The sequence below is a fragment of the Rathayibacter sp. AY1A5 genome, assembly GCF_002930875.1.
In the GTDB taxonomy this organism is placed as follows: domain Bacteria; phylum Actinomycetota; class Actinomycetes; order Actinomycetales; family Microbacteriaceae; genus Rathayibacter.
The window spans coordinates 157,439-179,691 of record NZ_PSTM01000007.1; the positions used below are offsets into that span (position 1 = coordinate 157,439).

Genomic DNA, 22,253 nt, shown 5'->3' on the forward strand with positions numbered 1-22,253 from the left:
CGTGGCCGACTATGCACAGGTCACCGCGGCCGACGCCGTCGGGCTCGTCGCGCGCGACGAGGTCTGGCTGCTCGATGTCCGGGAGCCGCACGAGTGGGCTGCGGGGCATGCTCCGGCCGCCCACCACATCCCGATGGGGGAGATCGGCGCCCGGCAGGACGAGCTCCCGGCCGACACGGCGATCCTGGTGGTCTGCCACTCCGGAGTCCGCTCCGCGATGGTGACGCAGGCCCTCGACGGCGCCGGCTACGAGGTCGCCAACGTCGACGCCGGCATGACCGCCTGGGCCGCGGCGGGCGGCGACGTGGTCGACGGCGAGGGGCGCCCGGGACGCATCGGCTGACGCCGGCGCCGTCCGCCCCGGGCGGAACGGTCATCGGCACCGTCCGCACGGGCGATAATGGGGCGATGGAGATCCTCGCGTGACGGAAACGACGACGACGTCCTCGACCGCTGCCCTGCGCAGACTGGTCCCGCGGATCTTCTCGCGCGCGCAGCCCTCCGGTGCTGTCGACACCCTCGTCCGCACCGTCCGGATGCACCACCCCAAGAGCGACATCGCGCTCATCGAGCGCGCGTACTCGGTCGCGGAGCGGGCGCACGCGAACCAGAAGCGCCGCAGCGGCGAGCCCTACATCACGCATCCGCTGGCCGTCGCGCAGATCCTCGCCGACCTCGGCATCGGCTCGAAGACTATCGCCGCCGCGCTGCTGCACGACACCGTCGAGGACACCGACTACCAGCTCGACGAGCTCCGCGCGGACTTCGGCGACGAGGTCGCGATGCTCGTCGACGGCGTCACCAAGCTCGACAAGGTCAAGTACGGCGACAGCGCGCAGGCCGAGACCGTCCGCAAGATGATCGTGGCGATGTCGAAGGACATCCGCGTCCTGATCATCAAGCTCGCCGACCGCCTTCACAACGCGCGGACCTGGGGCTTCGTCCCCGCCGAGTCCGCGGCCCGCAAGGCCACCGAGACCCTCGAGATCTACGCGCCGCTGGCGCACCGCCTCGGCATCCAGGCCATCAAGTGGGAGCTCGAGGACCTGTCCTTCGCGGTGCTCTACCCCAAGATATACAACGAGATCGAGAGCCTGGTGAAGCGGCGGACGCCGCAGCGCGAGGAGTTCGTGCAGAACGTCATCGACCTGATCAGCGAGGACCTGCGGGCCGGGCGGATCCGCGGTCGCGTCGTCGGCCGGCCGAAGCAGTACTACTCGATCTACCAGAAGATGGTCGTCCGCGGTCGCGAGTTCGACGAGATCTACGACCTGGTCGGCATCCGCGTCCTCGTGAACTCGGTGCGCGACTGCTACGCCGTGCTCGGCTCGATCCACGCCCGCTGGACGCCGATGCCGGGCCGGTTCAAGGACTACATCGCCACTCCGAAGTTCAACCTCTACCAGTCGCTGCACACGACGGTCGTCGGGCCGAAGGGCCGCGCGGTCGAGATCCAGATCCGCACCAACGAGATGCACCAGCACGCGGAGTTCGGCATCGCGGCGCACTGGAAGTACAAGGAGCAGATGGCCACCGGCAAGGTGCCCACCTCCGGATCGAACGACACCGACCTCGCCTGGCTCGCGCACCTCTCGGACTGGCAGTCGGAGACCACCGACCCGAACGAGTTCCTCGACTCCCTCCGCTTCGAGATCGGCGCCAAGGAGGTCTACGTCTTCACCCCGAAGGGACGCGTGATCGGCCTGCCGACCGGTGCGACCCCGGTCGACTTCGCCTACGCGGTGCACACCGAGGTCGGGCACAGGACGATGGGCGCCAAGGTCAACGGGCGCCTCGTGCCGCTGGAGTCGGCTCTGACGACGGGCGACGTGGTCGAGGTCTTCACCTCGAAGAACCCCGACTCGGGACCGAGCCAGGACTGGCTCCACTTCGTGCAGAGCCCCCGGGCCCGCAACAAGATCCGGCAGTGGTTCACCAAGGAGCGGCGCGACGAGGCGATCGAGCAGGGCAAGGACTCCATCGCCCGGGCGATGCGGAAGCAGAACCTGCCGCTGCAGAAGCTGATGAGCCAGGACACCTTCACCGAGGTGGCCAGCCAGCTGCGCTACAACGACGTCGAGGCGCTCTACGCGGCCGTCGGCGAGGGCCACGTCTCGACCCAGTCGGTGCTCGAGAAGGTCGTCTCCTCCATCCAGGGCGATCCGGAGTCGGACGAGAACGAGGTCACCCTCCCGCGCTCGCCCCGGCCGCGGAGCCGGAGCAGCGAGTCGGGCGTCCTCGTGAAGGGCGCGCCGGACATCCTCGTGAAGCTCGCGAAGTGCTGCACTCCGGTTCCGGGCGATCAGATCGTCGGATTCGTGACACGGGGAGCCGGCGTCTCCGTGCACCAGGCGAACTGCCACAACGTGCAGGAGCTGCTGAAGGAACCGGAGCGGATCGTCGACGTCGAGTGGGCGCCGTCCTCCAAGAGCATCTTCCTCGTGCAGATCCAGGTCGAGGCGCTGGACCGCTCGGGCCTGCTGAGCGACGTGACGCGCGTGCTCTCGGAGCACCACGTCAACATCCTCTCGGCGACGGTCTCGACCTCGAGCGACCGGCTGGCGATCAGCCGGTTCGTCTTCGAGATGGGCGACACCACCCACCTGGACCGCGTGCTGAACGCCGTGCGCCGGATCGACGCCGTCTACGACGTCTACCGGGTGAACGCGGGCTGATCCCCGGGCGGCGCCTCGCCGAGCGCCGCCCGCAGCCGTCGTCCGACGATCCTCCGTCCGGCGACGGCGCTGCCCTCCTCCAGCCTTGCGAGGACGGCGTCGAGGCCGGTCCGGGTGCTCCGAGAGAGCGCCCGGAGGATCGCGCCCGCGTCCTCCGTCCGGGCGAGGTCGATCAGCGTGCGAGCAGGCGACGTGACCGGCGCGCCGCCGAGGAGGACGACGTCGTCCTCGTCGAGCAGGACCTCGTGGCAGCGCAGGCGGGGGTTCGACGGCGCCTGTCGGCGCTTCCGCCGGTCGATCGAGGCGCTGTGCACCGGCGGCGGGCCGTGCGTCGCCCCGTGCACCCATGCCGCGGAAAGACGATCGGCGACGGCGCCGCGGGGGAGCAACGAGCGCAGGGAGGCGGCCCGCTCGGACGCCCCCAGGGGCAGGTCCGCGACGAGGAAGCCCTCGTCGAGCGCGACCAGCTCGCCGTCGAGGCGGGCGGCGCACAGCTCCGCGAGAGGGAGGTGCCCGGGGAGGAGCACGGAGGGGAGGCGCATCCGGCCATGCTGGCCGATGCGCCTCCCCTCCGGAGCGTCGCGAGCGGATCTGTGGAGGGATCCGCCGGCGCGGGTCTAGCCGATCGCGTCGAGCCAGACCTTGCGGGCGTCGAGCGCCTCCTGAGCCTGGGCGATCGCGTCGCGGTCGCCGCGCGCCTTCGCCTCGTCGAGCTCGTCCTGGAGCTTCTGGATCGCGGCGGTCAGCTGCGAGGCGAGACCCTCGGAGCGGGCCTTGCGCTCCGGGTTGCTGCGGTTCCAGTGCTCCTCGTCGAGCTTGCGGACGTGCGCCTCGACCTTGCGGAGGCGGTCCTCGACGGTGCGCACCTGCTCGCGCGGCACGCGGCCGACGGCGTCCCAGCGCTCCTGGATCGAGAGCAGCACCCGCTTGGCCTTCTCGCGGTCCTGCTCCTGCAGGAGCGGCTCCGCCTCCTCGAGGAGGGCGAGCTTGAGGTCGAGGTTCTCGGTGTACTCGACGCTCTCCTGCGCGACGATCTCGGCCTTGGCGCCGTAGATCGCGTCGCCGGCGGCCTTGAAGCGCGCCCAGAGCGCGTCGTCGAACCGCTTGCCTGCGCGGCCTGCGACCCGCCAGCGCTCCAGGAGCGCGCGGTAGTCCGGGATGGCATCGGCGCCCTGCGGCACCAGCGCCTCGGCCTGGTCGATGAGCGCCTGCTTGGCCTGCTTGGCCTCGCGGTGCGCGGAGTCGAGGTCGGCGAAGAACGCCTTGCGGTTCTGCTCGATCGTGGTGCGCGCTCCGCGGAACCGGCGCCACAGCTCGTTCGCGTCGTTCTTGGGAAGGCGCGGGCCCTGCTGCTGGTGGTTCTGCCAGCGGGCGAAGAGGTCGTCGATCGCGGCGCTGGCCTGCTTCCACTGCGTCTTCGCCGGGTCGACCGCCGCCAGGGCCTCGGCCTCGGCGACGATGGCCTCGCGGTGGGCGAGGGCCTCGGACAGCGCGGCCTTCGACTCGGCCGCCTGCTGCTCGGTCAGATCCTCGACGGAGCCGCTCAGCGCGTCGACCCGGGTCTGCAGCGACTCGAGGTCGCCGACGGCGTTCGCCTGCGCGATGGCCGCGGACAGCGACTGCACCGTGCGGGCGACGTCTCCGGCGGGCGCGCCCCGCTTGGCGCGCTGCTCGAGCAGGGAGACCTGCCCGGCGAGCTCCGTGTACTTGCGCTCGTAGTAGGCGAGCGCCTCCTCGGGAGTCGCATCGGGGTACTGGCCGACCTCTCGCTCCCCGTCGCCGACGCGGACGTAGACCGTCCCGTCGTCGCCGACCCGTCCCCACGGCTGCTGGTCACTCATCGCTCGGAGCCTCACCTTGCTGTTCGATGTCGTGCTTCTCGGTGCCCGTCGCGTCGTCGGCCGGTGGGGCTCGACGGCCGGAGGGCCGAAGACCGCGCTCGGCCGCGAACGGGCAGTGACGACAAGCCTATTGCACTCCCCGCGCGGGCGGACCGTGACGACGCCGCGGGTGCGGCTACTGGACGGAGACGGAGGTGATGGTCACGGGCTCGGCGGGGGCGCCGTCACCCGATCCGTCGGCCGTGCCCTTCGACACGACGTCGCTGACGAGGGCGTCGAGTCCCGAGGTGACCTGCCCGAGCACGGTGTACCCGCCGGCCGCGTCGGCGGGCAGGGTCGTGTCCTGGTAGACGACGAAGAACTGGCTTCCCTGGCTGTAGCCGTTGCCGCCCTGGCGGGCCATCGCGATGGTCCCGGCCGGGTAGACGCCGTCCTCGGGCGCGTTCTCGACGGGACCGTAGCTGTAGCCGGGGCCGCCGGTGCCGTCGCCGTCCGGGTCGCCGCACTGGAGGACGTAGAGGCCCTCCGTGGTGAGGCGGTGGCAGGAGACGCCGTCGTAGAAGCCGGACTGCGTCAGCGAGATGAAGGAGGACACCGCCTGCGGGGCAGCGGCGCCGGCGAGCGTGATGCCCAGCGGGTCCTCGCCGATCGTGAGCGTGCCCGTCCAGTCGCGGCCCTCGGCGATGTCGGAGGAGGGGACGTCGCCGGTGTTCGCCCCCGTCGCCTCGGGCGTCGGGGTCGCGGAGGAGGAGGAGGTCGGCTCGGCGACCGGGGTGCCGGGGCCGCCGGAGAAGTAGAGGATCTGGGCGAAGACCGCGAGCCCGATCACGACGACGGCGGCGATCGCCGCGATCACGTTGTCGCGCACGCGCCGCTTCTGCCTCGAGCGGTGGAGGCTCTGACGGGCCTGGTAGGCCCGGAGCCGGGTGCGCGCCTCGCGGTCGTTCGACTTGCCCTGGGCCACGTGTTCCTCCGACGTCCTCGTCCGCGCGGCTTCGGCGCGGCGGCCCGCGCACGCAGGCCGCGTCGAGCCTACGAGAACCGCCGGAGGCGCGACAAACGCCGCTCCGTCGCGCCGGGCAGTCGGGCCGGGGCTCTGTCGGAGGCCGTCGTTACGCTGGGGGCATGACCATGCAGCAGGCCGGACTCCGCTCCGGGGCGACTCCGCTCGCCGTGCGGATGCGGCCGCGCAGCCTCGAGGAGGTCGCCGGCCAGCGCCACCTCCTGACGCCCGGCTCGCCCCTGGTCGCCCTCGCCGCCGACACGACGGGGGAGCGGGGAGCGGTGTCCGTGATCCTCTGGGGCCCTCCCGGCACGGGCAAGACCACGCTCGCGCAGGCGGTGGCCCACTCCAGCGGCCGCCGCTTCGTCGAGCTCTCCGCCGTCACGGCGGGCGTGAAGGACGTGCGGCAGGTGATGGAGGAGGCGCTCTCCACCCGCGACCTCTACGGCACGTCCACCGTGCTCTTCCTCGACGAGATCCACCGCTTCACCAAGGCGCAGCAGGACGCACTGCTGCCCGGGGTCGAGAACGGGTGGGTCATCCTCATCGCGGCCACGACCGAGAACCCCTCGTTCTCGGTGATCGCGCCGCTGCTCTCGCGCTCGCTCCTGCTGACCCTCGAGCCGCTCAGCGACGACGACCTGGGCGTCCTGGTCGACCGCGCCCTGCACGACGAGCGGGGTCTGCGCGACTCGGTGACGCTGGAGGAGGAGGCCCGGGCGAGCATCGTGCGGCTCGCCTCCGGAGACGCCCGGCGGGCGCTGACCGCGCTCGAGGCCGCCGCCACCTCCGCCCGCTCGGAGGCCCGCGAGGCCGACCGGGCCGCCCGCGCCGCCGCCGCGGAGGACCCGGACGAGGAGGACGAGGACGACGAGGGCGCTCCCGTCGAGGCCGCCGCCGAGGAGCCCGCGCTCCCCGTGATCACGACCGAGGTCGTCGCGCGCGCCGTCGACCGAGCCCTGCTGCGCTACGACCGCAACGGCGACGAGCACTACGACGTCATCAGCGCCTTCATCAAGTCCATCCGGGGCTCGGACGTCGACGCGGCGCTGCACTACCTGGCCCGGATGATCGAGGCGGGGGAGGATCCGCGGTTCATCGCCCGCCGCATCATCGTCTCCGCGTCCGAGGACATCGGCATGGCCGACCCGCAGGCGCTCGTCGTCGCGATCGCCGCGGCCGACGCCGTGCAGTTCATCGGCATGCCGGAGGGGCGCATCCCGCTCGCCCAGGCGGTCGTGCACCTGGCGACCGCCCCGAAGTCGAACGCGTCCTACTCCGCCATCGACGCGGCCATCGCGGACGTGCGCGCTGGCCGCGCGGGCCGGGTGCCGGCGCACCTGCGCGACGCGCACTACCCCGGCGCCAAGAAGCTCGGCCACGGGAAGGGCTACCGGTACCCGCACGACGCCGACCTCGGCGTCCTCGAGCAGCAGTACCTCCCGGACCCGCTCCAGGGCGCGCGGTACTACCGGCCCACCGAGCACGGCAACGAGCGCGACGTCTCCGCACGACTGGCGAAGCTCCTGCGCATCATCCGCGGCGACCGGGGCTGACCGCGCCGACCGCGAGCTCGCGCGACCCGCACGGGAGGCCGTGGCCTGATAGTCTTGCGAGGTTGCCCACCGCTCTGTAGCCGAGCGGAGCAGCGCATCCCTCTGAATCGCGCAGCCCGCCACTGCGGTCACCCTTCCCCCGCACCCGCGGAGGACACGACCGCGGCGTCCGCCCTCCTTCCGGAGCCGGCGGTCGAGAGCTGCGACCGAACCTCTCAGACCTTGGAAGGACCACTGTGTCGACCACGTCCCGTACCCGCTCGAAGACGCGCCTCTCGCGCGCCCTCGGCATCCCCCTGACCCCGAAGGCCGCCCGCTACCTCGAGAAGCGTCCCTACGCGCCCGGCGAGCACGGCCGCTCGAAGCGCAAGGCCGACTCCGACTACGCGGTCCGCCTGCGTGAGAAGCAGCGTCTGCGCGCCCAGTACGGCATCCGCGAGAAGCAGCTCCGCATCGCCTTCCAGGAGGCGCGCCGCACCCAGGGCCTGACCGGTGAGAACCTGGTCGAGCTCCTCGAGATGCGCCTCGACGCCCTCGTCCTGCGCTCGGGCTTCGCCCGTACCACCGCGCAGGCCCGCCAGTTCGTCACCCACCGCCACATCATGGTGGACGGCAAGACGGTCGACCGCCCCTCCTTCCGCGTGAAGCCGGGCCAGGTCATCCACGTCAAGACCCGCTCCGAGGGCACCGAGCCCTTCCAGGTCGCCGCCGCCGGTGGACACGTCGACGTCCTCCCCAAGACCCCGGGCTACCTCGAGGTCGAGATCGACAAGCTGCAGGCGACGCTCCTGCGCCGCCCGAAGCGCGCCGAGGTCCCCGTGACCTGCGAAGTGCAGCTCGTCGTCGAGTACTACGCGGCCCGCTGAGTCCAGCCCCGCAGAGAAAGGCCCCGGTGTCCGCACCGGGGCCTTTCCCGTTCCCGGGGTCGCGATCCGGAGTGCCCGCCGCGCTCCGAGAGTCCCGCGCTGCGCCCGATCCGGCCGTCGCGCCCGAGCCGAGCACCGTCCCCGCGTCCGACCCTTTCGCGGCCCGTCGGTAGGCTGGAGTGCCGCGCTGGGTGGCATCGAACGGAGGTCACCGTGACCGGTGGAGACATCGCAGGGCTCATCGCCGCGGGGGTGTTCGCGATCCTGGTGGCGATCACCGCCGTCCCGCTCTGGAAGCTCGGACGCGTCTTCGACAGCACGAGCGAGGCCATCAAGCAGGCCAGCGACGGACTGACGCCGATCCTCGACGAGTCGGCCTCCACCCTCCGCGAGGCCAACCACCAGCTCGCGCGGGTGGACACGATCACCAAGGACGTCGCCGAGGTCACCGGCAACGTCAACGCGCTCGTCGCCCTCACGGCCGCGACCGTCGGCGGTCCGCTCATCAAGCTCGCCGGCTTCACCGCCGGAGTCCGCGCCGTGCTCGTCGCCGGACGGACGGCCGACAAGGCCGGAGCCGCGGTCGGCCGCTCCGCCGCGAAGCGCACGAAGCGCCCGCGCTCGAAGTAGCGCCGCGCCCGCGCCCTAGAATCGAACGGGTCGTCGCGCCGTCGCGCCCGCCCCGCCGCTGTGGAAGGACACCCCGTGAAGAACATCCTCCTGATCGTCATCGGGATCGGCCTCGGATTCGCGGTCGCCCACCAGGTCTCGCGCACCGAGGCGGGCGCCCGGCTCTTCGCCGACATCAACCGCACCGCGAAGGAGCTCGGCGAGGCCGTCTCCGAGGGCTACCACCAGCGCGAGGCCGAACTGAAGGCCGCCATCGGCGAGGGCTGACGCCCCGCCGCCCGACATCCGCGTCGTCACCGACCGAACCGTAACGGAACCCATGCAGACCGCAGACATCCGCAACCGCTGGCTCGACTTCTTCGGGAGCCGCGGCCACACCGTGGTCCCCTCCGCCTCCCTCGTGAGCGAGGACCCGAGCCTCCTCTTCACCGTCGCCGGCATGGTGCCGTTCGTGCCCTACCTCACCGGAGTGGTCCCCGCGCCCTACCCGCGTGCCACCAGCGTGCAGAAGTGCATCCGCACCAACGACATCGAGGAGGTCGGCAAGACGCCTCGTCACGGCACCTTCTTCCAGATGAACGGCAACTTCTCCTTCGGCGACTACTTCAAGGAGGGGGCGATCGGCTACGCCTGGGAGCTGCTCACCGGCGCCGAGAGCGACGGGGGACTGGGCTTCGACGAGAAGGACCTCTGGGTCACCGTCTACAAGGACGACGACGAGGCGATCGCGCTCTGGAAGACGATCGCGGGACTGCCGGACGAGCGCATCCAGCGCCTGGACAAGGACACCAACTACTGGTCGACCGGCCAGCCCGGCCCCGCGGGCCCCTGCTCCGAGATCTTCTTCGACCGCGGCCCCGCCTACGGGATCGACGGCGGCCCGGCGACGGACGACGACCGCTACGTCGAGATCTGGAACCTCGTCTTCATGCAGTACCTCCGCGGCGAGGGCACGAGCAAGGTCGACTTCGACATCCTCGGCGAGCTGCCGCGCAAGAACATCGACACCGGCATGGGCCTCGAGCGCGTCGCCTTCCTCAAGCAGGGCGTCGAGAACATGTACGAGATCGACCAGGTCCGTCCGGTCCTCGATCGCGCCGCCGAGCTCTCGGGCCGCCGCTACGGAGCCGTCCACGAGGACGACGTCCGCATGCGCGTCATCGCCGACCACGTGCGCTCCTCGCTGATGCTGCTGTCGGACGGCGTGACGCCGTCCAACGAGGGGCGCGGCTACATCCTCCGCCGCCTGATGCGCCGCACGGTGCGCGCCATGCGCCTGCTCGGAGTGGACACCGCGACGTTCCCCGAGCTCTTCGCCGCCTCGCGCGACGCGATGGCGTCGGCCTACCCCGAGGTGTCCACGGAGTTCGAGCGCCTCTCGACCAGCGCCTACGGCGAGGAGGAGGCGTTCCTGCGCACCCTCGCGGCCGGCACCGAGATCCTCGACCTCGCGGTCCTGAAGACGAAGAAGGCCGAGTCGCCGACGCTGCCGGGCGACACCGCGTTCCTCCTGCACGACACCTTCGGGTTCCCGATCGACCTCACCCTCGAGATCGCCGAGGAGTCGGGTCTGACGGTCGACCGCGAGGCGTTCGACTCCCTCATGACCGCGCAGCGCACGCGTGCGAAGGCCGACGCGAAGTCGAAGAAGTCGGCGCTGGCCGATCTCTCGGTCTACGCCGACTTCCGCGCCCACGGCGAGACGCTGTTCACCGGCTACGACGTGCTCGACACCGAGACGCGCATCCTCGGCCTCATCGTCGGCGGGCACTCCGTCACGAAGGCGGTCGCGGGCGACATCGCCGAGGTGATCCTCGAGGCGACCAGCCTCTATGCGGAGTCGGGCGGCCAGGAGGCCGACGCCGGCCGCATCGTCGGCTCCGGCTTCGATCTCGAGGTCCTCGACGTGCAGAAGCCCGTCAAGGGTCTCATCAGCCACAAGGTCCAGGTCGCCAGCGGCGAGGTCGGAGTGGGCGACGCCGCCACCTCCGTCGTCGACCGCGACTGGCGCCGGGGCGCCACGCAGGCGCACTCGGGCACCCATCTCATCCACGCCGCGCTGCGCCAGGTGCTCGGCCCGCAGGCGCACCAGTCCGGCTCCTACAACAAGGCGGGCTACCTGCGCCTGGACTTCTCGTGGAACCAGGCCCTCTCGCTCGAGACCCGCAGCGAGATCGAGGAGATCGCCAACACGGCGATCCGGGACAACCTCGAGGTCGTCACGCGCGAGCTCCCGATCGACGAGGCGAAGGCGCTCGGCGCGATGGCCCTCTTCGGCGAGAAGTACGGCGACGTCGTCCGCGTGGTCGACATCGGCGGGCCCTGGTCGCGCGAGCTCTGCGCGGGCACCCATGTCGGGCGCTCGTCCGAGGTCGGCGTGATCAGCCTGGTCAGCGAGTCCTCGGTCGGATCGACCAACCGCCGAGTCGAGTCGCTGGTGGGCCGCGAGGCCTTCCAGGAGCTCGCCGCCGAGCGCGCCCTCGTCAGCACGATCTCGTCCTCGCTGAGGACCCCGCGCGAGCAGCTCCCCGAGCGGATCGGCGAGCTCGTCGCGAGCCTCAAGGCCGCCGAGAAGCGGATCGCCGCGTTCGAGGCCAAGGCCCTCGCCGACCGGGTGCCCGCCCTCGCCGCGACCCGTCGCACGGTGGGCGGTACGACCGTCGTCGCCGAGAGCATCGGCACCGCGGGATCGACCGACGAGCTGCGCTCCCTCGTGACCTCCGTCCGTGAGCGGCTCGGCCAGGAGCCGGCCGTCGTCGCGCTCGCCGCCGACGTCTCGGGCAAGCCCGCGGTGATCGTCGCCACCAACCAGGCCGCCCGCGACCAGGGCCGCCGCGCGGGTGCGCTCGCCAGGCGCGCCGCCGGGATCCTCGGAGGCGGCGGAGGCGGCAAGGACGACCTCGCCCAGGGCGGCGGCTCCGACGTCTCCGCCATCGGCGCGGCGCTCGAGGCCGTGGTGCAGGAAGCGACCAGCTGAATGAGCCGGTTCGGCGTCCGGCTCGGCATCGATGTGGGCCGTGCCCGCATCGGGGTCGCCCGCTGCGACGCCGACGGCCTGCTCGCGGTGCCCGTCGAGACGGTCGCGCGGGCGGGCACTGACGGCGGATCCTCGGACGTCTCCCGGATCGCGCACCTCGCCGCCGAGTACGATGCCCAGGCGATCATCGTCGGACTGCCGTTGTCGCTGTCGGGGGCCGAGACGGCCTCGACGGAGGACGCGCGCGGATTCGCTCGACTGCTCGCCGAGGCGGTGCCCACCGCTCCGGTGCGGCTCGTCGACGAGCGGCTGTCGACGGTCACCGCTCAGAGCGCCCTGCACCGCTCCGGACGCACCACCCGCGGCTCCCGAGCCGTGATCGACCAGGTCGCCGCCGTGGTGATCCTGCAGCACGCCATCGATTCCGAGCGCTCGGCCGGCACCCCGGCCGGAGTCCTGCTCGAACCGAACGAAGGACCTCCTCGTGACCGACGTCCCCCCGAGCCGCCGCGACGCCCGCGCCGCCGAGCAGGCGCAGCCGACTCCGCCCGACCCGACTCCGGAGCAGCAGCCCGCGCCGACTGAGGCGCACGATCCTCTGGGCCGCCTCTTCACCGGGCCCGACGTGCCCGAGCCCCGCGGCCGCGACGACGCGGCCGCGTTCGACCCGGACGCGCGCCCGAAGCGTCGCCGCGCGGCTCGCGCGACGGGTGGCGCGAAGAAGCGCCGCAGCCGCCGCGGGCTCATCGGCGGGCTTCTGGCCTTCGGCGTCTTCGCCGCGCTCGTCGCCATCGCGGTGACGATCTTCCTCGAGCCCGTGCGCGGCCTATTCGCCGAGCCCGAACCGACCGACTTCACCGGCACCGGCTCGAGCGAGGTGCTGTTCACGATCCACCAGGGCGACGGCGGCAGCGACATCGCCAACAACCTCGTCTCGGACGGGGTCATCAAGTCGTACGACCCCTTCTACGACCTGCTCCTCGCCCAGAGCCCGGAGCCCGTCTTCCAGCCCGGCGCGTACTCGCTCAAGGCCGAGATGAGCGCCAAGGCCGCACTGTCGGCGCTGCTCGACTCCGAGTCGACGCGCCTCGCGAACACCTTCGTCATCCCCGAGGGGACGGCGCTCAAGGAGGCGCTGCCGCTCATCGCGGACGGCACCGGGGTCGCGCTGACGGACCTCGAGGCGGCCGCCGCCGACTGGGGCTCGTTCGGGCTCCCGGCCGGGGCGACGAGCCTCGAGGGGTTCCTGTTCCCCGCGACCTACGACATCGACCCGTCGACGCCGGCGCACGACATCCTGAAGACGCTGGTCGACCGGATGTACCAGTCGCTCGACCAGGCCGGCGTGCCGGCGGACGACCGCTACCGCGTCGTGGTGTTCGCGTCCCTCGTGCAGCGCGAGGCCCGCGTCGCCGAGGACTTCCCCAAGGTCGCGCGCGTGTTCCAGAATCGCCTCGACCAGGGGTGGCGCCTGCAGTCGGACGCGACCGTGGCGTACGGCACCGGCGCGACCGACCGCGTCTCGACCACGGACGCCGAGCGGAACGACGCCGGCAACGTCTACAACACCTACCAGCGCGACGGCCTGCCGCCCGCGCCGATCTCGAACCCGGGCGACGTGGCGATCGACGCGGTCATGCACCCCGCGGACGGCACCTGGATGTACTTCGTCACGGTGAACCTCGAGACGGGCGAGACGGTCTACTCCACCACCGACGCCGAGCACAACGCGGCCGTCGACCAGTGGCAGGCCTGGATGCGGGACCACCCGGAGTACCAGTGACGGCCGCCGGGTACCGCCTCGCGGTCCTCGGCGCGCCGATCGCGCACTCGAAGTCGCCCGCGCTGCACGCGGCCGCCTACCGGGTGCTCGGACTCGACTGGAGCTACCGCGCCGTCGAGACGACGGAGGCGACCCTCTCCGAGGTCGTGTCCGGTGAGCCCTGGCACGGACTGTCGCTGACCATGCCGCTCAAGCACGCGGTGCGACCGCTGCTGGCGGAGGAGGACGCGGTCGCCCGGGTCACCGGCGCGGTCAACACCGTGCTGGTCGACCGCTCCGGCCCGGCACCCCGCCTCCGCGGGTTCAACACCGACGTCGCGGGCATCGTGCGCGCCCTCGCCGAGGCGGGCATCGTCTCGGCGGAGCGCGTCCAGGTGCTCGGCGGGGGAGCGACCGCCGCCTCCGCCCTGGCCGCCGCCGCCGAGCTCGGCGCGGCGCGGGTCGACCTCGTCCTGCGGACGGCGTCGAGGGCCGTCGAGCTCGCTCCGCTCGCGGAGTCGCTCGGCGTCCCGCTCTCGGTCCGCTCCTTCGCCGACTGGTCCACCGGAGCGCCACTGGTGATCTCGACGCTCCCCGGCGGGGCGGCGGACGGCCTCGACGTGCCCGACGCGGCGGTCGCGGGCTCGACCCTGTTCGACGTGGCGTACTCCCCGTGGCCGAGCGCGCTCGCCCGGCGCTGGGAGCAGGGCGGCTCCCCGGTCGTCTCCGGGCTCGGGATGCTGCTCCACCAGGCACTCGTGCAGGTGCGGATCTTCGTCGGCGGCGACCCGGTCCTGCCTCTCGATCGCGAGGACGAGGTGCTCGCGGCGATGCGCCGAGCCGTCTCGGCGGGTCCGGCGCACTGACCTCGTGTGCCAGAATCGGAGGATGCTCCGTTGGCTCACGGCCGGGGAATCCCACGGTCCCGAACTCGTCGCCGTCCTCGAAGGACTGCCGGCGGGCGTCCCCGTCTCCCTCGACGACATCCGCGCCGATCTGGCGCGCCGGAAGCTCGGCTACGGCCGCGGAGCCCGGATGAACTTCGAGCAGGACGAGCTGACGATCTCCTCCGGCGTCCGGCACGGAGCGACGATGGGCAGCCCCATCGCCCTGCGCATCGGCAACACGGAGTGGCCGCGCTGGGTCGACGTCATGTCGGCGGAGCCCCGTGACCCCGAGAGCCTGCCCAAGGGCCGCGGCGCCGCGCTCACACGGCCCCGCCCGGGCCACGCCGACCTCGTCGGGATGCAGAAGTACGGCTTCCCCGAGTCCCGCAACGTGCTCGAGCGCGCCTCCGCCCGCGAGACCGCGGCCCGCGTCGCCCTCGGCGCCGTCGCCCGCCGCTTCCTCGGCGAGCTCGGCGTCTCGCTCGTCAGCCACACCCTCGCCATCGGGCCGGTCCGCGTGCCCGAGGGCTCGCCGCTGCCCGGCCCGGCCGACGTCGCCGCCCTGGACGCGGATCCGCTGCGCTGCCACGATGCCGCGACCAGCGCCCTCATGGTCGCCGAGGTGGACCGCGCCCACGACGACGGCGACACCCTCGGCGGCGTGGTCGAGGTCCTCGCGTACGGTCTCCCGCCCGGACTCGGGTCCTACGTGCACTGGGACCGTCGTCTCGACTCCCAGCTCGCGGCGGCCCTGATGGGGATCCAGGCGATCAAGGGCGTCGAGGTCGGCGACGGCTTCCTCACCACCACCCGCCGCGGCTCGGAGGCGCACGACGAGCTCTTCCAGTCCGCCGCCGGAATCTCCCGGTCCAGCGACCGGGCCGGCGGCACCGAGGGCGGGATGAGCACGGGGACCGTGCTGCGGGTCCGCGCCGGCATGAAGCCGATCGCGACCGTGCCGCACGCGCTGCGCACCGTCGACGTCGCCACCGGCGAGGCAGCCGGCGCTCACCACCAGCGCTCCGACGTCTGCGCGGTGCCGGCGTCCGGTGTCGTCGCGGAGGCGATGGTCGCCCTGGTGCTCGCGAACGCCGTGCTCGAGAAGTTCGGCGGCGACAGCGTCACCGAGACCCGCCGCAACCTGCAGGGCTACCTCGCCGCCATCCCCGACGAGCTCCGCACGGCCGCCGCGAGCGACCCGGGTCTCGGGCTCGCCTGATGGCCGCGTCCTCGGCGGCCCGCTGATGGCGGGTCACGATACCGGCGCGGCCCGCGCCCGCCTCGTCCTGATCGGCCCGATGGGGGCCGGCAAGACGACGATCGGCAAGCGGGTCGCGAAGGCGCTGAGCGCCGGGTTCGTCGACTCCGACGCGGAGTTCGTGCGCACCCACGGCCCGATCGCCCCCTACTTCGACGCCCACGGCGAGCCGGCCTTCCGCCGGGAGGAGCGCCGCGTCGTCGAGCGCGCCGTCCGCCGCGACGTGGTGCTGAGCCTCGGCGGGGGAGCGGTGCTCGATCCCGCGACGCGCGCCGACCTCGCGGACGTCCCCGTCGTGCTCCTCACCACCACGGCCGAGGCCGTCCGCGACCGGCTCGGCTCCGGCTCCCGCCCGCTGGTGCGCGGCGGGGTCGGCGACTGGGTCCGCATCTTCGACGAGCGGCGCCCGGTCTACGAGTCCCTCGCGGACACCGTGGTCGACACCTCCCGGCGGCCGATCACCCTGATCGCCGCCGAGATCGCGGAGTGGGTGCGCGCGCAGCGCCCCTCCGCCACCCCTGCACCATCGGACCCGGCGGCCGCGAGCCGCCCGAGCGGAAGACAGTCATGAACGACGGCACCACCGCCATCCCCGTCGCCGGAGAGAACGGCTACGACATCCACGTCGGGCGCGGACTCCTCGACGGCCTCGCCGACGCGATCGGCCCCCGGGCCGCGAAGGTGCTCATCGTGCACCCGCCGACCCTCGCGGTCCTCGCCGCCGAGATCCGCGAGAGCCTGCTCGAGCGCTACGAGGTGCTGCTCGCCGAGGTCCCGGACGCCGAGGCCGCGAAGCGCGTGGAGGTGGCGGCCTTCTGCTGGCAGGTGATGGGGCAGTCGGACTTCACCCGCACGGACGCGGTCGTCGGCTTCGGCGGCGGCGCGATCACCGACCTGGCCGGCTTCGTCGCCGCCACCTGGCTCCGCGGGGTCGACCTGGTGCAGGTGCCGACCACCGTGCTCGGGATGGTCGACGCGGCCGTCGGGGGGAAGACCGGCATCAACACGGCCGAGGGCAAGAACCTCGTCGGCGCCTTCCACGCGCCGCGGGCGGTCGTCGCCGACCTCGACGTGCTGACCAGCCTCCCGCGCAACGAGATCCTGGCCGGCTTCGGCGAGATCGTGAAGTACGGGATGATCGCCGAGCCGCGCATCCTCGACATCATCGAGTCCGACATCGACCTGGCCACCGACCCGACGTCGGAGGAGTTCCGCAGCCTGGTCGAGCTGTCGATCGGGATCAAGGCGCGGGTCGTCGGCGAGGACTTCACCGAGAAGGGCCTGCGCGAGATCCTGAACTACGGGCACACCCTCGGGCACGCGGTCGAGCACGCCGAGCGCTACCAGTGGCGCCACGGCGCGGCCGTCTCCGTCGGGATGATGTTCGCGGCGGAGCTCTCGCGCCTGACCGGATCGCTCAGCGACGCGGTCGTGGACCGCCAGCGCCGGGTCCTCGAATCGCTGACCCTGCCGACGAGCTACCCGCTCGGACGATGGGAGACGCTCCTCGCCGCGATGCAGCGCGACAAGAAGACCCGCGCGGGGATGCTCCGCTTCGTGGTCCTCGACGACATCGCCCGCCCGAGCATCCTGCAGGGGCCGGAGACGTCGCTGCTGTTCGCGGCGTATCAGGAGATCGGATCGTAGGTCCGGCTCGGCTGAGCCCGGGCGGCGCCGTCAGCCTCCACCCAGGGCGGCCCTCCGCGCCTGGGCGTACTCGGCCTCGGTGATCGTGCCCGCCGCTCGCAGCGCCTCCAGCTCGGCGAGCCGGTCCGCCAGCGGGCGGGCGGAGCCGGGACCCTCGCGCGCGAAGCGGGCCGCGACGTCGGTCCGCAGGGTCAGCGGATCCACTCCGAGCGAGCGCGCCCGGCGCACGTTCACGACGATCAGCACCACGACGAGCACGATCACGACGGCGATGACGATCGGCACGGCGATGAACGCGATCGAGTACCAGGGCGGCACGACGGTGTCGGCGGGAACGGCGTCCCTGTGCTCCTCCTCGGGGTCGGTCCTCCACCGTCTCGCGCTCCCGCGGACCGGTGGGGCGATTCGCACGCGGCGTCCAGACTCCTCTGCCGACGGGGCCGCGTCGACTACACTCGACGGGTCAGCCGGACCGGCCGATATCGCCGCGCCCGCGTACCGGGCTCGCCGGCGCAGACTTCCACCGAAACGGATCCCCCTTCGCATGGCCTCTACCACCGACATCAAGAACGGCACCGTCCTCAGCATCGACGGCCAGCTCTGGAACGTCATCGACTTCCAGCACGTCAAGCCGGGCAAGGGCGGCGCCTTCGTCCGCACCAAGATGAAGAACGTCCTCACGGGCAAGGTCGTCGACAAGACCTTCAACGCGGGCGCCAAGATCGACACGGCCAACGTCGACCGCCGCGACTTCCAGTACCTCTACCGCGACGGCGCGGACTTCGTGTTCATGGACACCAGCGACTACGACCAGATCACCGTCCCCGAGGCGGTCGTCGGCGACGCGGCGAACTTCATGCTCGAGAACCAGAACGTGACCCTCGCCCTGCACGACGGCGACCCGCTCTACATCGACCTCCCCGCCTCGGTCGTCCTCGAGATCACGTACACGGAGCCGGGCCTCCAGGGCGACCGCTCGACCGGCGGCACCAAGCCCGCGACGGTCGAGACCGGCTACCAGATCCAGGTCCCGCTGTTCCTCGAGCAGGGCACGAAGGTCAAGGTCGACACCCGCACGGGCGACTACCTCGGCCGCGTCAGCTGAGCCGGGCCTCCCGTGAGTGCTCGCACGAAGGCGCGCAAGCGCGCCCTCGACATCCTCTACAACGCCGACGTCCGGCAGATCAGCTTCGCCCAGTCGCTGCGCGCCGAGGCCGAGCGGGCGGCGAACGAGCCGGCCCGTGAGGCCTCGTGGCTCTACGCCCGTGAGATCGTCGACGGGGTCATCGACCACGCCGACGAGATCGACGAGCTGATCGCCCGGCTCGCCCAGGGCTGGACACTCTCGCGCATGCCGCTGGTCGACCGCGCGATCCTCCGGATCGGGGTGTGGGAGATCCTGCACAACGACGCGGTGCCCGACGGCGTCGCCATCTCGGAGGCCGTCGAGGCCGCCACGTCGCTGTCGACCGACGACTCGGCGGGCTTCATCAACGGGCTCCTCGCCTCCGTCGCGGAGTCCCGCACGACGGCCTGACCCGCCCCGGAGACCTGCTCGGCCTGCCGGATCCCCGTGATCGGGCGGGCCGCGGTCGTTCCCGGGCTGCCCGTCCGGCGGGCCGCGCGACGGCCCCTATACTCGACACGGCTTTTCCTTTAACAGCCGTCCTGTGAGGCGGGGAAGGAGGTCGGTGTGACGGCACGAATCGTGCTCAACGGCGCTGACATCACGCGAGCGCTCACGCGCATCGCCCACGAGATCCTCGAGTCGAACCGCGGCCCCGAGTCGCTGGTCGTCCTCGGCATCCCGACGCGCGGCGTCGCCCTCGCGAGGCGCATCGCCGAGACGATCGCGCGGATCGAGCCGGACGGGCCCCCCGTCTTCGCCGGCTCCCTCGACGTGACGATGTACCGCGACGACCTCTCCCGGCACCCGGTCCGCACCCCCGCGCGCACCGCCGTCCCCGCGAGCATCGACGGCCGGACCGTGGTCCTCGTCGACGACGTCCTCTTCTCGGGCCGCACCATCCGCGCCGCCCTGGACGCCCTCAGCGACATCGGCCGTCCGCGAGCCGTGCGGCTGGCCGCGCTGGTCGACCGCGGACACCGCGAGCTCCCGATCCGGGCGGACTTCGTCGGCAAGAACCTGCCGAGCAGCCTGAGCGAGCGGATCAACGTCCGGCTCGTCGAGACGGACGGCGAGGACCTGGTCGCGATCGAGTCGCAGGCCACCGGCGAGGAGACGGCTCCGTGAAGCACCTGCTCTCGACCCGCGACCTCGACCGCGCGAGCGCGATCGCACTCCTCGACATCGCCGAGGACATGGCGGACGTGCAGAACCGCGAGGTCAAGAAGCTGCCGACCCTGCGCGGGAAGACCGTGGTCAACCTCTTCTTCGAGGACTCCACCCGCACGCGGATCTCGTTCGAGGCGGCGGCGAAGCGGCTCTCGGCCGACGTCATCAACTTCAGCGCGAAGGGCTCCAGCGTCTCCAAGGGCGAGAGCCTGAAGGACACCGCGCAGACGCTCGCCGCGATGGGCGCCGACGGCGTGGTCATCCGCCACAGCGCCTCCGGAGCCCCCGCGGTTCTGGCGGCGAGCGGCTGGATCGATGCGTCGATCCTCAACGCCGGTGACGGGACCCACGAGCACCCGACCCAGGCGCTCCTGGACGCGTTCACCATCCGCCGGCGCCTGCACGGCGCCTCCGCGTCCCGCGGCAAGAGCCTCGACGGCGTCGCGGTCACGATCGTGGGCGACGTCCTGCACTCGCGGGTGGCGCGCTCGAACGTCTGGCTGCTGACGGCGCTGGGCGCCGAGGTGACCCTGGTCGCACCGCCGACCCTCGTGCCGGTCGACACGCGCGACTGGCCCGCGACCATCCGCTTCGATCTGGACGAGGCGATCGACACCGGGCTCCCCGACGTCGTGATGCTCCTGCGCATCCAGCTCGAGCGGATGTCGAGCGGGTTCTTCCCCAACGGCCGGGAGTACGCGCGGATCTGGGGCCTCGACGACGAGCGGCTCGCCCGGCTGGGTCCCGATACCATCGTCATGCACCCCGGACCCATGAACAGGGGCGTCGAGATCTCCTCGGCGGCCGCCGATTCGAGCCGCTCCACGGTGCTCGAACAGGTCACGAACGGAGTGTCCGTCCGGATGGCCGCGCTCTACCTGCTGCTGTCCGGCGAACGGGAGGTCCACTGATGAGCACTGCCCAGCCGCTTCAGAGCACGGCGCCGGAGCGGATCCTGATCTCGGGAGCGACGCTCGCCGACGAGTCGACCGCCGATCTGCTGATCGATGGGGGCGTGATCGTCGAGATCGGCGCCGACCTCGACTCGCGCGGGGCCCGCGTGATCGACGCCGACGGCCTGCTGGCGCTGCCCGGCCTGGTCGACCTGCACACGCACCTGCGCGAGCCGGGGTTCGAGCAGAGCGAGACGATCCTCACCGGCACGCGAGCTGCGGCCGCCGGAGGCTTCACCGCCGTCTTCGCGATGGCGAACACCTCGCCGGTGCAGGACACCGCGGGCGTGGTCGAGCAGGTGCAGAGCCTGGGCGAGGACGCCGGCTACGCGACGGTCCGCCCGATCGGCGCGGTGACCGTGGGTCTGGCGGGGGAGTCGCTCGCCGAGCTCGGCGCGATGGCCCGCAGCCGCGCGGCCGTGCGGGTCTTCTCGGACGACGGGAAGTGCGTCTCGGACGCGCTGCTGATGCGCCGCGCTCTCGAGTACGTCAAGGCGTTCGACGGAGTCGTCGCCCAGCACGCGCAGGAGCCGCGGCTCACCGTGGGCGCGCAGATGAACGAGGGCGCCGTCTCCAGCGCCCTCGGCCTGCAGGGCTGGCCCGCCGTGGCCGAGGAGGCGATCATCGCCCGCGACGTGCTCCTCGCCGAGCACGTGGGCTCCCGCCTGCACGTCTGCCACGTCTCGACCGCGGGCTCGGTCGACGTCATCCGCTGGGCGAAGGCCCGGGGGATCGACGTGACCGCCGAAGTCACCCCCCACCACCTGCTCCTCACCGAGCAGGCCGTCGCCGGCCAGGACGGGCCGAGCTACGACGCCCGCTTCAAGGTGAACCCGCCGCTGCGCCGCGACGAGGACGTGCTCGCCCTCCGCGAGGCCCTCGCCGACGGCACCATCGACATCGTCGCCACCGACCACGCGCCGCACCCGGTCGAGGCGAAGGACTGCGAGTGGGACGCCGCGGCGTTCGGCATGGTCGGCCTCGAGAGCGCGCTGAGCGTGGTGCACGCCGCCGTCGTCGAGGACGGGCGGATGAGCTGGTCCGACGTCGCGCGCGTGCTCTCCTCCGCCCCCGCCCGCATCGGCCGGCTCGACGGCTACGACCGCGGCCTCGCCGTCGGGGCCGCCGCGAACGTCGTGCTCTACGACCCGGAGGCGCGACGCCGCTTCTCCGTCGAGGACCTGCGCGGCCGCAGCGGCAACTCCCCGTACCTCGGTCGCGAGCTGCCGGGCCGCGTCGTCGCCACCCTCCACCGGGGCTTCCCGACCGTGCTGGACGGCGAGCTCGTCGACGCGGCGGTCGTCGCCGCCTCCGCGAAGGCCTCCCGTGGATAGGGCCGCGATCACGATCGTCATCGCCGCGGTCGTCGTCCTCGTCTTCGTCGGCATGCTGCTCTCCTGGCGCGCGCGGCGCCGCCGCTCGGCCGCCCTCGCGCCGGAGCCCGTGCCCGCGTCCTCGCTGGGCGCCGAGGTCGAGCGCGTCGACCTCCCGTACGTGGCCACGACCCGCTTCGAGCAGCCGCTCGAGCGCGTCGTGCTGCCGGGGCTCGGCTTCCGCGGCAACGCGGTGCTGCGCCTCCACGAGCGCGGCGTCGTGATCGCCCCCGTCGGCGAGCGCGAGACGGTGATCCCGGCCTCCCTCCTGCGCGGAGCGGGCCAGGGCAGCTACGTGATCGACCGCGTCGTCGAGGAGGGCGGCCTGCTCGTGATCTCCTGGTCGCCCCGCGGCGACGAGACCGTCGACAGCTACCTCCGCGTGGCCGAGCCCGCCCTCCGGGCGCACCTGGTCGCCGAGCTGCAGCGCCTCGCCGCGGGCAGGCACCGTGTACTGCTCGTCGGTCGAGACCGAGGAGGAGAGGTTGAGCCCCTGCATCTGCCGGCCGCCGAGGACCAGCGCGAGCTG

General features: G+C 72.4%; 22 protein-coding genes and 1 pseudogene. 19 read left to right on the forward strand and 4 right to left on the reverse strand.

Annotated features, from left to right (window positions below):
• The first annotated feature begins 1 nt into the window (after window position 1).
• Complete coding sequence (locus C5B98_RS07095; protein WP_104327529.1) at window positions 2-343, forward strand: rhodanese-like domain-containing protein; 342 nt, start codon at window positions 2-4, stop codon at window positions 341-343.
• A 79-nt stretch (window positions 344-422) separates the two neighbouring features.
• Window positions 423-2,675, forward strand: a complete 2,253-nt coding sequence (locus tag C5B98_RS07100; RefSeq protein ID WP_104225334.1) for a bifunctional (p)ppGpp synthetase/guanosine-3',5'-bis(diphosphate) 3'-pyrophosphohydrolase — start codon at window positions 423-425, stop codon at window positions 2,673-2,675.
• On the opposite strand, the gene C5B98_RS07105 is transcribed toward C5B98_RS07100, so the two are convergent.
• The 3 genes from C5B98_RS07105 to C5B98_RS07115 all read right to left on the reverse strand — a co-directional run bounded on the left by C5B98_RS07105 (window position 2,654) and on the right by C5B98_RS07115 (window position 5,480).
• Complete coding sequence (locus C5B98_RS07105; RefSeq protein WP_104225333.1) at window positions 2,654-3,217, reverse strand: type IV toxin-antitoxin system AbiEi family antitoxin; 564 nt, start codon at window positions 3,215-3,217, stop codon at window positions 2,654-2,656. The two genes, C5B98_RS07100 and C5B98_RS07105, sit on opposite strands and share 22 nt — an antisense overlap.
• 75 nt (window positions 3,218-3,292) lie before the next feature.
• Window positions 3,293-4,516, reverse strand: a complete 1,224-nt coding sequence (locus C5B98_RS07110; RefSeq protein ID WP_104233314.1) for a DUF349 domain-containing protein — start codon at window positions 4,514-4,516, stop codon at window positions 3,293-3,295.
• Window positions 4,517-4,691: 175 nt separating this feature from the next.
• Entirely contained in the window at window positions 4,692-5,480 is a 789-nt protein-coding gene (locus tag C5B98_RS07115; RefSeq protein ID WP_104327530.1) for a peptidylprolyl isomerase, read from the reverse strand.
• Window positions 5,481-5,641: 161 nt separating this feature from the next.
• Here C5B98_RS07115 and C5B98_RS07120 point away from each other — a divergent pair, with 161 nt between their 5' ends.
• From C5B98_RS07120 to aroB, 11 genes and pseudogenes are all read left to right on the forward strand, one after another.
• A complete protein-coding gene (locus C5B98_RS07120) occupies window positions 5,642-7,075 on the forward strand; it encodes a replication-associated recombination protein A (RefSeq protein WP_104246774.1) in 1,434 nt (477 codons plus the stop codon).
• A gap of 236 nt (window positions 7,076-7,311) precedes the next feature.
• A complete protein-coding gene (gene rpsD / locus C5B98_RS07125) occupies window positions 7,312-7,941 on the forward strand; it encodes a 30S ribosomal protein S4 (protein ID WP_068210518.1) in 630 nt (209 codons plus the stop codon).
• A 213-nt stretch (window positions 7,942-8,154) separates the two neighbouring features.
• Window positions 8,155-8,571 carry a DUF948 domain-containing protein gene (locus C5B98_RS07130; protein WP_104224759.1) on the forward strand — a complete coding sequence of 139 codons (417 nt, stop codon included), beginning with the start codon at window positions 8,155-8,157 and terminating at the stop codon, window positions 8,569-8,571.
• 75 nt (window positions 8,572-8,646) lie between these two features.
• The gene (locus C5B98_RS07135) at window positions 8,647-8,838 is read left to right on the forward strand and encodes a hypothetical protein (RefSeq protein WP_104225329.1); all 192 of its coding nucleotides are present in this window, start codon (window positions 8,647-8,649) and stop codon (window positions 8,836-8,838) included.
• Window positions 8,839-8,890: 52 nt separating this feature from the next.
• Window positions 8,891-11,548 carry an alanine--tRNA ligase gene (alaS, locus tag C5B98_RS07140; RefSeq protein WP_104327531.1) on the forward strand — a complete coding sequence of 886 codons (2,658 nt, stop codon included), beginning with the start codon at window positions 8,891-8,893 and terminating at the stop codon, window positions 11,546-11,548.
• Window positions 11,549-12,022: pseudogene (ruvX, locus tag C5B98_RS07145) on the forward strand (Holliday junction resolvase RuvX); the annotation flags it as partial.
• A 10-nt stretch (window positions 12,023-12,032) separates the two neighbouring features.
• Window positions 12,033-13,331, forward strand: a complete 1,299-nt coding sequence (mltG, locus tag C5B98_RS07150; protein WP_181065474.1) for an endolytic transglycosylase MltG — start codon at window positions 12,033-12,035, stop codon at window positions 13,329-13,331.
• Window positions 13,328-14,176 (forward strand): shikimate dehydrogenase, encoded by an 849-nt coding sequence (locus tag C5B98_RS07155; RefSeq protein ID WP_258063458.1) that lies wholly within the window; start codon window positions 13,328-13,330, stop codon window positions 14,174-14,176. The genes mltG and C5B98_RS07155 overlap by 4 nt, the downstream gene beginning before the upstream one ends.
• Window positions 14,177-14,198: 22 nt before the next feature.
• Window positions 14,199-15,416, forward strand: coding sequence for a chorismate synthase (gene aroC / locus C5B98_RS07160; protein ID WP_104246778.1), 1,218 nt, complete (start codon window positions 14,199-14,201; stop codon window positions 15,414-15,416).
• A 25-nt stretch (window positions 15,417-15,441) separates the two neighbouring features.
• Window positions 15,442-16,026 (forward strand): shikimate kinase, encoded by a 585-nt coding sequence (locus C5B98_RS07165; protein WP_104327533.1) that lies wholly within the window; start codon window positions 15,442-15,444, stop codon window positions 16,024-16,026.
• Entirely contained in the window at window positions 16,023-17,102 is a 1,080-nt protein-coding gene (aroB, locus tag C5B98_RS07170; RefSeq protein ID WP_104225324.1) for a 3-dehydroquinate synthase, read from the forward strand. Before C5B98_RS07165 ends, aroB begins: the two co-directional genes overlap by 4 nt.
• A gap of 30 nt (window positions 17,103-17,132) precedes the next feature.
• Here aroB and C5B98_RS07175 read toward each other — a convergent pair whose 3' ends face one another.
• Window positions 17,133-17,513, reverse strand: a complete 381-nt coding sequence (locus tag C5B98_RS07175) for an SHOCT domain-containing protein (RefSeq protein WP_146084415.1) — start codon at window positions 17,511-17,513, stop codon at window positions 17,133-17,135.
• Window positions 17,514-17,646: 133 nt separating this feature from the next.
• Between C5B98_RS07175 and efp the strand changes: the two genes are divergently transcribed.
• The 6 genes from efp to C5B98_RS07205 form a co-directional block, all read left to right on the forward strand.
• Window positions 17,647-18,207 carry an elongation factor P gene (gene efp, locus C5B98_RS07180; RefSeq protein ID WP_068210208.1) on the forward strand — a complete coding sequence of 187 codons (561 nt, stop codon included), beginning with the start codon at window positions 17,647-17,649 and terminating at the stop codon, window positions 18,205-18,207.
• 12 nt (window positions 18,208-18,219) lie between these two features.
• Window positions 18,220-18,639, forward strand: coding sequence for a transcription antitermination factor NusB (gene nusB, locus C5B98_RS07185; RefSeq protein ID WP_104224751.1), 420 nt, complete (start codon window positions 18,220-18,222; stop codon window positions 18,637-18,639).
• Between the two features lie 156 nt (window positions 18,640-18,795).
• Window positions 18,796-19,356: a bifunctional pyr operon transcriptional regulator/uracil phosphoribosyltransferase PyrR gene (gene pyrR, locus C5B98_RS07190; protein WP_104224750.1), complete on the forward strand. Its 561-nt coding sequence runs from the start codon at window positions 18,796-18,798 to the stop codon at window positions 19,354-19,356.
• Window positions 19,353-20,309: an aspartate carbamoyltransferase catalytic subunit gene (locus tag C5B98_RS07195; protein ID WP_104224749.1), complete on the forward strand. Its 957-nt coding sequence runs from the start codon at window positions 19,353-19,355 to the stop codon at window positions 20,307-20,309. The genes pyrR and C5B98_RS07195 overlap by 4 nt, the downstream gene beginning before the upstream one ends.
• Window positions 20,309-21,685: a dihydroorotase gene (locus C5B98_RS07200; RefSeq protein WP_104224748.1), complete on the forward strand. Its 1,377-nt coding sequence runs from the start codon at window positions 20,309-20,311 to the stop codon at window positions 21,683-21,685. Before C5B98_RS07195 ends, C5B98_RS07200 begins: the two co-directional genes overlap by 1 nt.
• Window positions 21,678-22,253 (forward strand): hypothetical protein (locus C5B98_RS07205; protein WP_104327535.1); only part of this gene is annotated, 576 nt, incomplete at its 3' end. The genes C5B98_RS07200 and C5B98_RS07205, both read left to right, overlap by 8 nt.

What these genes read in the sequence shown, in the direction of transcription:
- C5B98_RS07165 (WP_104327533.1), top strand. Translation starts at nt 15,442, where the DNA reads ATGGCGGGTCACGATACCGGCGCGGCCCGCGCCCGCCTCGTCCTGATC.
- C5B98_RS07200 (WP_104224748.1), top strand. Translation starts at nt 20,309, where the DNA reads ATGAGCACTGCCCAGCCGCTTCAGAGCACGGCGCCGGAGCGGATCCTG.
- aroB (WP_104225324.1), top strand. Translation starts at nt 16,023, where the DNA reads ATGAACGACGGCACCACCGCCATCCCCGTCGCCGGAGAGAACGGCTAC.
- aroC (WP_104246778.1), top strand. Translation starts at nt 14,199, where the DNA reads ATGCTCCGTTGGCTCACGGCCGGGGAATCCCACGGTCCCGAACTCGTC.
- alaS (WP_104327531.1), top strand. Translation starts at nt 8,891, where the DNA reads ATGCAGACCGCAGACATCCGCAACCGCTGGCTCGACTTCTTCGGGAGC.
- C5B98_RS07105 (WP_104225333.1), bottom strand. Translation starts at nt 3,217, where the DNA reads ATGCGCCTCCCCTCCGTGCTCCTCCCCGGGCACCTCCCTCTCGCGGAG.
- C5B98_RS07120 (WP_104246774.1), top strand. Translation starts at nt 5,642, where the DNA reads ATGACCATGCAGCAGGCCGGACTCCGCTCCGGGGCGACTCCGCTCGCC.
- efp (WP_068210208.1), top strand. Translation starts at nt 17,647, where the DNA reads ATGGCCTCTACCACCGACATCAAGAACGGCACCGTCCTCAGCATCGAC.
- C5B98_RS07110 (WP_104233314.1), bottom strand. Translation starts at nt 4,516, where the DNA reads ATGAGTGACCAGCAGCCGTGGGGACGGGTCGGCGACGACGGGACGGTC.